This is a genomic window from Microcoleus sp. Pol7_B2 (genome assembly GCF_036701035.1).
Taxonomy (GTDB): Bacteria; Cyanobacteriota; Cyanobacteriia; order Cyanobacteriales; family Microcoleaceae; genus Microcoleus.
Window position 1 is genome coordinate 1 of record NZ_JAUBQB010000139.1, and the last position, 7,911, is coordinate 7,911.

At 45.1% G+C, this 7,911-nt stretch carries 11 protein-coding genes and 1 pseudogene; 6 read left to right on the plus strand and 6 right to left on the minus strand.

All coding sequences use genetic code 11. From position 1 onward, the window contains the following. Window positions 1-59: 59 nt before the first annotated feature. A pseudogene (locus QUA57_RS27640) lies at window positions 60-500 on the minus strand (GNAT family N-acetyltransferase); the annotation flags it as partial. 312 nt (window positions 501-812) lie between these two features. On the opposite strand from QUA57_RS27640, the gene QUA57_RS27645 reads away from it, so the two are divergent. The 3 genes from QUA57_RS27645 to QUA57_RS27655 all read left to right on the plus strand — a co-directional run bounded on the left by QUA57_RS27645 (window position 813) and on the right by QUA57_RS27655 (window position 2,447). Beyond that, window positions 813-1,121: a nucleotidyltransferase domain-containing protein gene (locus QUA57_RS27645; RefSeq protein ID WP_333064960.1), complete on the plus strand. Its 309-nt coding sequence runs from the start codon at window positions 813-815 to the stop codon at window positions 1,119-1,121. After that, entirely contained in the window at window positions 1,118-1,459 is a 342-nt protein-coding gene (locus tag QUA57_RS27650) for a HepT-like ribonuclease domain-containing protein (protein WP_333064962.1), read from the plus strand. Before QUA57_RS27645 ends, QUA57_RS27650 begins: the two co-directional genes overlap by 4 nt. Before the next feature lie 250 nt (window positions 1,460-1,709). Further along, entirely contained in the window at window positions 1,710-2,447 is a 738-nt protein-coding gene (locus QUA57_RS27655; protein WP_333064964.1) for a DUF72 domain-containing protein, read from the plus strand. 99 nt (window positions 2,448-2,546) lie between these two features. Here QUA57_RS27655 and QUA57_RS27660 read toward each other — a convergent pair whose 3' ends face one another. Continuing rightward, window positions 2,547-2,870 (minus strand): hypothetical protein, encoded by a 324-nt coding sequence (locus tag QUA57_RS27660; protein WP_333064965.1) that lies wholly within the window; start codon window positions 2,868-2,870, stop codon window positions 2,547-2,549. A 44-nt stretch (window positions 2,871-2,914) separates the two neighbouring features. Here QUA57_RS27660 and QUA57_RS27665 point away from each other — a divergent pair, with 44 nt between their 5' ends. From QUA57_RS27665 to QUA57_RS27675, 3 genes are all read left to right on the plus strand, one after another. Next, window positions 2,915-3,109 carry a helix-turn-helix domain-containing protein gene (locus QUA57_RS27665; protein WP_333251496.1) on the plus strand — a complete coding sequence of 65 codons (195 nt, stop codon included), beginning with the start codon at window positions 2,915-2,917 and terminating at the stop codon, window positions 3,107-3,109. A gap of 156 nt (window positions 3,110-3,265) precedes the next feature. Further along, the gene (locus QUA57_RS27670) at window positions 3,266-3,451 is read left to right on the plus strand and encodes a winged helix-turn-helix domain-containing protein (protein WP_333064967.1); all 186 of its coding nucleotides are present in this window, start codon (window positions 3,266-3,268) and stop codon (window positions 3,449-3,451) included. Window positions 3,452-3,471: 20 nt separating this feature from the next. Next, on the plus strand, window positions 3,472-3,993 hold the full coding sequence (locus QUA57_RS27675) for a transposase (RefSeq protein ID WP_333064968.1): 522 nt from the start codon (window positions 3,472-3,474) through the stop codon (window positions 3,991-3,993). Between the two features lie 155 nt (window positions 3,994-4,148). Here the strand turns inward: QUA57_RS27675 and QUA57_RS27680 are convergent, their stop codons facing one another. The 4 genes from QUA57_RS27680 to QUA57_RS27695 form a co-directional block, all read right to left on the minus strand. After that, complete coding sequence (locus tag QUA57_RS27680; RefSeq protein ID WP_333064969.1) at window positions 4,149-5,099, minus strand: GIY-YIG nuclease family protein; 951 nt, start codon at window positions 5,097-5,099, stop codon at window positions 4,149-4,151. A gap of 102 nt (window positions 5,100-5,201) precedes the next feature. Continuing rightward, a complete protein-coding gene (locus tag QUA57_RS27685) occupies window positions 5,202-5,636 on the minus strand; it encodes a hypothetical protein (protein WP_333064970.1) in 435 nt (144 codons plus the stop codon). Window positions 5,637-5,881: 245 nt separating this feature from the next. Continuing rightward, window positions 5,882-7,171, minus strand: coding sequence for an NAD(P)/FAD-dependent oxidoreductase (locus tag QUA57_RS27690; protein WP_333064971.1), 1,290 nt, complete (start codon window positions 7,169-7,171; stop codon window positions 5,882-5,884). 16 nt (window positions 7,172-7,187) lie between these two features. Continuing rightward, window positions 7,188-7,478, minus strand: coding sequence for a hypothetical protein (locus tag QUA57_RS27695; protein WP_333064972.1), 291 nt, complete (start codon window positions 7,476-7,478; stop codon window positions 7,188-7,190). Window positions 7,479-7,911 lie beyond the last annotated feature (433 nt).

A 7,911-nucleotide genomic window follows, 5' to 3' on the forward strand; every position in this document is an offset into this window, starting at 1 on the left:
AAGTTTCACGGCGCAAAAGTGAGACATACAACTCCATGCTAACTATTTTTCTCTATCCTTTACAAAATAGCACTACCCAACGATTTACAAGAACGAACGGGCGATCTCGCATTAAGTTGAAAGATACAATGCGCGAGCGAAATCAACACACCTGCACAAGCGAGCTTCTTGAAGTATCTGGCGACTGGGAATAGCTCAAAGCCAACCTTTTCATAGGTGTGACGCGCTCTTTCATGACCGGGATCGCCTCCAGTCTCAACCATAGCCACAGACATCCCCGCATCTTTCATCCAAGCCAGAGCGAATTCTATCAGAGCACTACCAATGCCATGACCTTGAAAGTCTGGATCGACGGCAACCATGTAGATTTCACCCATGCTGTCCCAAACGTGCAGTTTCACGGCTACAAAGCCCACAGTAGAACCTGCATCGGTCGCAACCCATACATTCGTGTCTTCCGCCGCACAGAGATCCTCCACAGCCTTTTGCTGGCTCACACGCCAATGATTGGGATAGAATGCCTAGTAAATATCAGCGTTCATCGCCTTCTGAATCGAATCAAAGACCGGAGTCCATGCCCGAAGCGAAAGACGAATAATAGCATCAAGGTGGCGAGGATCGTACGGTTCAATTTGCATTCCCAGAGGAACTCCTGTTAACTCTGAAAGCTTTATTAAGCATACTACAATACTCTACAATGTCTGATAGCTTGGCTTTGAATGCTTACAGAGAACTTTTAGGCTACTTTCGCTGATTAACTAGCAATGACCCCAGTGTGGAAAGCACTATCTTAAGGCGTTGAGGAGGGCTTGATGGAAAAAACAGGATTAGGCATTCAAGAATTACTCTATTGTGAGCGATCGCAAATTCTAGCCATTGCCCAAAAGCACGGAGCCTACAATGTGCGCGTATTCGGTTCAGTAGCACGGAACGAAGCGACACCAGAAAGCGATATTGATTTGTTAGTGGATTACGATTTAGAGAAAATTACGCCTTGGTTTCCAGGTGGACTATTGCTCGATCTCGAACAACTGCTCAATCGCAAAGTCGATATCGCCACAGTAGATATGCTCAAAGAACGGATTCGCGAGCGCGTTTTGCAGGAAGCTGTACCACTATGAGGCGGGAAGCCCAACGGCTGCAAGATATATTAGATGCAATAGCCGCAATTGAACGATATGCAAGCCTTGGTAGGCAGGAATTTGACAACCAAGAATTGATTCAAATTTGGATTGTTCATCACCTCGAGATTATTGGAGAAGCAACAAATGCGTTATCGTCCGAGTTAAGGGGTCGATATTCATCCGTGCCTTGGGCGCAAATTGTAGCGTTTAGGAATCTTGTAGTGCATGAATATTTCCGAGTGTCGCTGAACCTAGTTTGGGCGATCGTACAGAATAATTTACCTCCGCTGAAGGTAACAGTACAACAGATTTTAGAGGAGCTAGGAGAGACGTGAGTTCAGGACTATTATTTGGAACGATCACTCTTTCGGTGTTGTGTCATTCAAGCTCCTATTAATTTTCTCACTCCTTCAAGATAGAAAAGCCGGAGACGTTCGCCCAAAGCAGCCAGATCGGGTTCGCCGTTTAAAGGAGTTCTTGATAGTTCAACTTGCTTTATCTATTTTTAGCTGATTGATAGAGTGCGGTAGCGATGCGGGCCGACTACACTTAAATTCACACGCTTATTGGTGGAGTAAAAAGGCGATGATTGTTCGCATAGGCACTTCAGGTTGGAGTTACGACCATTGGCAAGGTGTGCTTTATCCTCACCAGCTACCGCCTCGCTCCAGACTCAGTTGTTACATCCAGCACTATCAAACCGTCGAAGTTAACAGCACCTATTACCGCTGGCCACCAAATGCTACCTTCGCTAACTGGCAGCAGCGCCTACCCCCAGGATTTCTGATGACTGTAAAAGCACCGCGCGGTCTAACGCACTCCAAACGTCTTTACTCGCCAGAAGAGTGGTTGGAACGCATGAGTCAGGGACTTCAATGCCTGGGCGACCGACTGGGTAGTCTGCTCGTCCAGCTTCCTCCCCAGTTCGGCTGCGACTCGCCCCGCCTAGCTTACTTTCTAGAACAGGTTCCCCCTTGGATTAAAGTAGCTGTCGAATTCCGACACCCAAGCTGGCACACAGAAGAGGTATTTTCGCTGCTGGAACACTTTGGAGCGGCCTACTGCGTAATGAGTGGGGCGCACCTGCCGTGCATCCTCCGCTCAACAGCGCCCTTCGTCTATGTGCGGCTCCACGGCCCCGACCCCAACTACCTCTACGGCGGCTCCTACTCGGATGATGATTTGCAGTGGTGGGCAGCTCGCATCCGCGAGTGGAAAAGTCAGGGACTCCGTGTGTTCGCCTACTTCAACAACGACGGAGAGGGAAATGCAGTGAGGAATGCTTCTAAGCTAAAAACTTTTGTGGAGAACGGTACTTCTTGATAAGCAAAGATTGAGAGCGTTTCCATTCTTGGGAGCGCATTCAAATACTAAGAAACAGACTTAATGTTCCGCTGTTTCTTAGTATTTGAAGACGCGAGTTCAAACTACTTCGTAGTACAGGGTATAGTTTGCTCCATCATCAGTAAACTTACCTTGCTGCTCTCCTTTACCTGCCAGATCGCTGCCGACGGTTACTGTACCCAGGTGATCGTCTCTGTCCAATATCCCCGTATCCTCGTCATAAAGTTTAATTTCAGCGGAGGTTGAAAAGTCAACTTCTTTATCAACCGGACGACCCTCTCTGTCGTTAATGCTTTGAGTACCCCAAACCTGCTGGCCGTTGACAATCAAGTAAGCTTCGTCTGGCCCGCCGCTGTCCTCAGTTGTTTCACAGTAGAGAGATTTAAGTTTTAGTTTCGGCATACTATAGAAATCCTAAATCATAATCTTGATTATGATAGAATTATATGCAATACTCGATTATGAAAAAAATGAATAACTTACAACTGCCACAAAAAGACATGGAAAAAGAAATACCCCAATTAGAATCTTTCATTAAAAGCGATATCGATGCAAGAGAACTAAAACGAGCAATAGCTGTCAGGATGGCGCTTGAAGGTAAGTTGTACCAGGAAATTAGCAAAATGTTAGGAGAAGCGTGAATTCTTTGTTGGTTATTGGAAAAAAAAATTAACACCCAAGGAGTCGAAGGAATAAAACTAGGATATAAAGGCTCGCCAGGGTATTTGACAGAGCGACAAACGGATGTAGTAGTCGAGTGGTTAAAGAATAAACAATATTGAAACTTAGAGGAGTTAGTGACTTATGTAGAACAAGAGTTTGGTGTGAGCTATAAATCAAAACAGAGCTATTATAAACTTTTCGCTGATGCCAATAGTAGTTGGAAAAAGACTCAAAAACTTAATCCCAAATCCGATGACGAATTGGTAAAAAAAAGCGGGAAAAAATTAACGAAATTTTATCTAAAAACAAGGCGGGCATAGAATCAGGGGAAATAATAGTCTTGTTTTTAGATGAATGTCATCTACTTCATGGAGATCTGACAGGCTACGTTTGGGGTCTATCAGATAGGAGGATTGAAATTCCAATTACTAATGAAAGAGAGCGACAAACTTATTTGGGTACTCTCAATTATCAAAGTCAACAATTTCACGTTCAAAGTCATCCATCTGGAGATGAGAAATCAACGGTAAATTTTATTAAATGTTTGCAAAATAAATATAAAGGTCGGAGAATTATATTAATTTGGGATGGAGCTAGTTATCATAAATATGGAAAGTTTAGAGATTTCTTATCAACAGTAAATAGTGACAAAGAACCTGAAAATTGGTCAATTACTTGTATTTTATTTGCTCCCAAGGCTCCCCAACAGAATCCCGTTGAAGATACTTGGTTACAAGCTAAAAATTTTTTAAGAAAGTACTGGTATTTATGTAGGTCTTTTAAAATTATCAAATTTTTGTTTGAGTTCTTTACTAAGGAATATAAATTTGATTTTCCCAAAATCCATCAATATTGTACATAGAAAATCATTGAGGAGCGCTATAGCTCCTTCGTTTCATTGTGCGGTGCTTGACTTAACCTCAAAAACATACAAAGAATTAATAGAGGGAGCCGGAAAATACACCAATTTTTAGGTAAATAGACCGAGCTTGACTGAACCGCCTTGGGGCATCCTCTTCAGTAATGAAAGCCGCCACATCCGTTCAGGTTCACACTTGCGCGATCGCACAAGCCGATAGCATCCACCTCAATCTCACTCAACACTTTTGCTTCCATCCCGTAAAAATCATTCAGCACCGCCTTGACGTTCGGAAACACAAAATACTCCGTCAGCTTGCCAATGCGGTAATTAAAAGCTTTGTACCGGTGTTGGAAGTACAGCTCGACATTCCCCCGGTGTTCCCAAAGTCCCAGCAAGTTGACAACCACATCCGAGTAATGCGCCCTCACATCTCGCTGCACTTCGGCGATTCTTTCCTCGATCGATCGAGTGGTAATACCAATTTTATAGAACGTGTTCCAGTCCGCTTTCACCTCAAGGAAATAGAGGAAATTCACCAAAATCCGACGAAGCTGTGCTCGATAAATCAGCAAATCAGCCCGCCGTTCTTCTAAAGAAGATAACCCCGCAGATAAAGCAATTTCTACAGAGCCTTCTAACTTCATTAACTCTGATAGCAGCAAGGGTTCTTGGACTTGGTTGAACAGCGCCAGGGGAAGAGCGCCGACGGGGATTTTACCCAAGTCGGTAAATTCATAAGAGCGATCGCCCGACGACTCCAGCAATCCTTTCAACTGCCACCGAAAGTTTACCAAGTCTTTGGGAATCGATCGCTTTTCTGTCCCGTATTCTTTCCACAGCACTTTTAGTTGTTCTAGTTCCTCACCCTTAAGCTGGATGGTGAAGTTGTCGTAGAGGGGAAGCGAGGGAAACGCTTTGGTTTTAATCCGCTGTGACACGGGTTTGCAAGTCTCCTCGGTGTGGGCGAAGTGATGTTCTTTCACCGAACCCTTTTTTGCTGTCAATCCGCCACCGCAGTAAAGGCAAGTTAGCTGAGTTTTTCCGCGCACAACTTCATCAATGCTCATCAGTTCACCGCTGAGAGCAACACCGTATCTAAGCCACATATCTATCAAAATTCTCTTCAAAGCAGGGTTTGAAGATGCACCCGCTTTTATTGACTATCGAGATCGATCATTGTATCACTCTAGCCGTTTTCTGTTGCAGCTTCACCTTTTTACCAGCGAAGAGAAAAATTGGCGCAGCAAGGTTTGAACTTTTCGGTAGAATAGGGTGAGGGAAAGCAGTTCGTCCTCGCGTTGCTCGCTCTGGCGTTGTTCCCTTGCTTTACTCTTGCTGTCGCAATAAGCTTTGGCTGCAGCAAGTGCTGACGAATGCTCGGGAGTTGGCTGTGTATCCTCCGAAGCACGAAAAGGATTATGGGAGCGGCAATCAAAATTTCCAGGCAATGTGTAATCATCAATAATGGCATAGTAGTGAGAAGAGCCAATTCCACCAAGCATAAACTGACTGAAACGATAAATTTCAATCGACTGGTCTTTGTAGATTTCTTTGTAAACCAAGTAAAAAGATCCTGTCATGAGGTTTGGCGCTGCAATTACAAAGTGTTCTGTATCCGCGACCCCATCAGGGAATGCAATCACCCAGAAAGCGAGATCACTCTGATTCTAGCAATCCCAACCACCGCCATCGCCAGTCGATCAAATCTGTGGAAAGGGAGCGCTCAATCCTGCCACACTCTTAAGGGCAGCAACTTCAATTGCTCTAATTCCCCGCATTTAGTTGGATGTTGAAGTTATCGTAGGAGAAGTGCGGGGAAAGCTTTGGTTTTAATCCGCTGCGAATTGATGCCCTTAGTTAGGATGGTAAAAAATGGCGTTCCTGAATATCAAGAATTCTGTGCCATCGAACGCTTCACCTTATTAATCCAACCTTGGCTCAGACTCAACACCTGCGAATAAGACAAGTCTGTATCTAACACCAAATCAAACACAGACGGCTTAACTAAATGGGGAAACCATCGATGAAATAGCCTTCCCATCGTCAACCGCAAGAAAAACCCAACCAGCAACAACTTCGTGCGAGGAAACGAATAATTTGATAACTCTTGCAAGGCATGGGCATCCGGGACTCGCTGCTGTGAAAACTGCGGCAAAACCTTCCCCCAATCATCCCCATACTGCTCTAACAATTGTCCCAAAATCAGCACATCTTCTAACGAAGAATTACACCCCTGCCCAATCGAGGGAGACACCGCATGAGCAGCATCGCCAATCAGCAATACACTATCGCCCTCATGAAAGCGATCGCAGCGTACCGTTAACACCCTTGCCACTGGACGCTTCAACAACGCCTCCGCTTCTTCCAGCGACATCAACTGACCAAACAGCGGGAAATTTTCCTCAAAAAATGCCTTGACTTCTTCTTTCGTGGATAATCCTTCTAGGGGATTAGTCTGTGCATCGAAAACAATCACGCCATTCAACCGATCTCCTGGCTGGGGTACCATCAGCATCCGGGTTTTATTATTCAAATTCCAGGCATGGATTTTATTCGGCTCTAACTCCACTCCAGCACTCGGATTGAGCCGATTTAAAAACACAGATTTATAGGCATCTGGAACATAGTTTTGGGAACACGGCAAGCCTGCATTCTCGACTAAATACTCTCGAATTTGCGATCGCGCTCCATCGGCACCCACCAGTAGATCGTAGTGAACGGTAAAGCTATCTCCTTCTGGAGGTTTCAACCTTACGGTTTTAGCCGTTGCATCCACAGCCGTACATTCACAGTTGAAATGTACTTTAACCTGATTCGGACTAGAGGTTTCGGTTAATTGCTTCAACAGAACCGTCACGAGGCGATTGCGATCGATTGTGAGAACCGGATTTTCGCGAGGAATCCGTCGGGATTTGCCCTTTTTGCGATAAATAATCGTCCCGTGGCAGAACACACTTTGAGCGGCGATCGCCTCCTCTAAGCCAACAATGGCTCGAATTGCTTTTCTGCCCCGTTCCTGAAGCGAGATCGGAAATGTACGGTTTCCTGAAACATCAGTCAACCGAGGATCGGGACGACGTTCATAGATATCAATATGGTAGTTGCCTCGACCCAATAAATAATATGCCAGTAGCAGTCCCGCCGGACCCGCTCCAATAATCACAACGTTTTGAACCATAGGAATTTACCGAAAACTATGAGTTGATGCACCCAACTTTATTATGCTTCCCGGCTTCTGAATCAAAGCGCTCCAGGGCAATCAGGGTTTCAACAAAGAAGTGGGGGTCTGGGTTGTCTTTTCTTTTGTGATCGGCAACCCCTGAAAAGTTAGATCTTCTCACATTCCCCTTTTTTGCTATGAGGGAGCCGCCACAGTAGAGACAAGCGAGATTCGTTTTTCCGCGCCCAACCTCATCAATGCTCGTCAGTTCACCACCAAGAGAACAACACCAAATTTTAGCCACATCGCCTGTCAATTGCTCCACACGATCGAGAATTGTAACAAATCCAGGGGGTGAGGGCTTCTGCCTTGGGAAAGAAAGCGATCGGCACTCGATGCGAGAGTGTCAATCCAAAATCCAAAATCCAAAATCTAAAATTGCTCGTCACCAGTCGGGAATTTCTTCAGGTTCCGAGTCTGATAGGTATTGTGACAGTTGCTCTCTCGCTAACAGCACAGCGGGCAATTCATGCTCTACACCGGGATATGTGTCTTGAACTGCTGCTGCATACCGTTAAGCGGCTACAGGCCAGCCGAGCGCCTCTTTGATTCGCCGGCAAAACTCGCAGGCAATCAGCGGTGGCGCTAGTAACGATATGCAATAGTGATGGGAATAAAATATATAGCAATCCTCGCATCATTATCATGATTATGGTACAATTATATGCAATACTTAATTATGACAAAAAAATGAATAA

Coding starts and splice junctions, on each gene's coding strand:
- QUA57_RS27645 (WP_333064960.1), top strand. CDS start 813: ATGGAAAAAACAGGATTAGGCATTCAAGAATTACTCTATTGTGAGCGA.
- QUA57_RS27650 (WP_333064962.1), top strand. CDS start 1,118: ATGAGGCGGGAAGCCCAACGGCTGCAAGATATATTAGATGCAATAGCC.
- QUA57_RS27655 (WP_333064964.1), top strand. CDS start 1,710: ATGATTGTTCGCATAGGCACTTCAGGTTGGAGTTACGACCATTGGCAA.
- QUA57_RS27660 (WP_333064965.1), bottom strand. CDS start 2,870: ATGCCGAAACTAAAACTTAAATCTCTCTACTGTGAAACAACTGAGGAC.
- QUA57_RS27665 (WP_333251496.1), top strand. CDS start 2,915: ATGCAATACTCGATTATGAAAAAAATGAATAACTTACAACTGCCACAA.
- QUA57_RS27680 (WP_333064969.1), bottom strand. CDS start 5,099: ATGTGGCTTAGATACGGTGTTGCTCTCAGCGGTGAACTGATGAGCATT.
- QUA57_RS27690 (WP_333064971.1), bottom strand. CDS start 7,171: ATGGTTCAAAACGTTGTGATTATTGGAGCGGGTCCGGCGGGACTGCTA.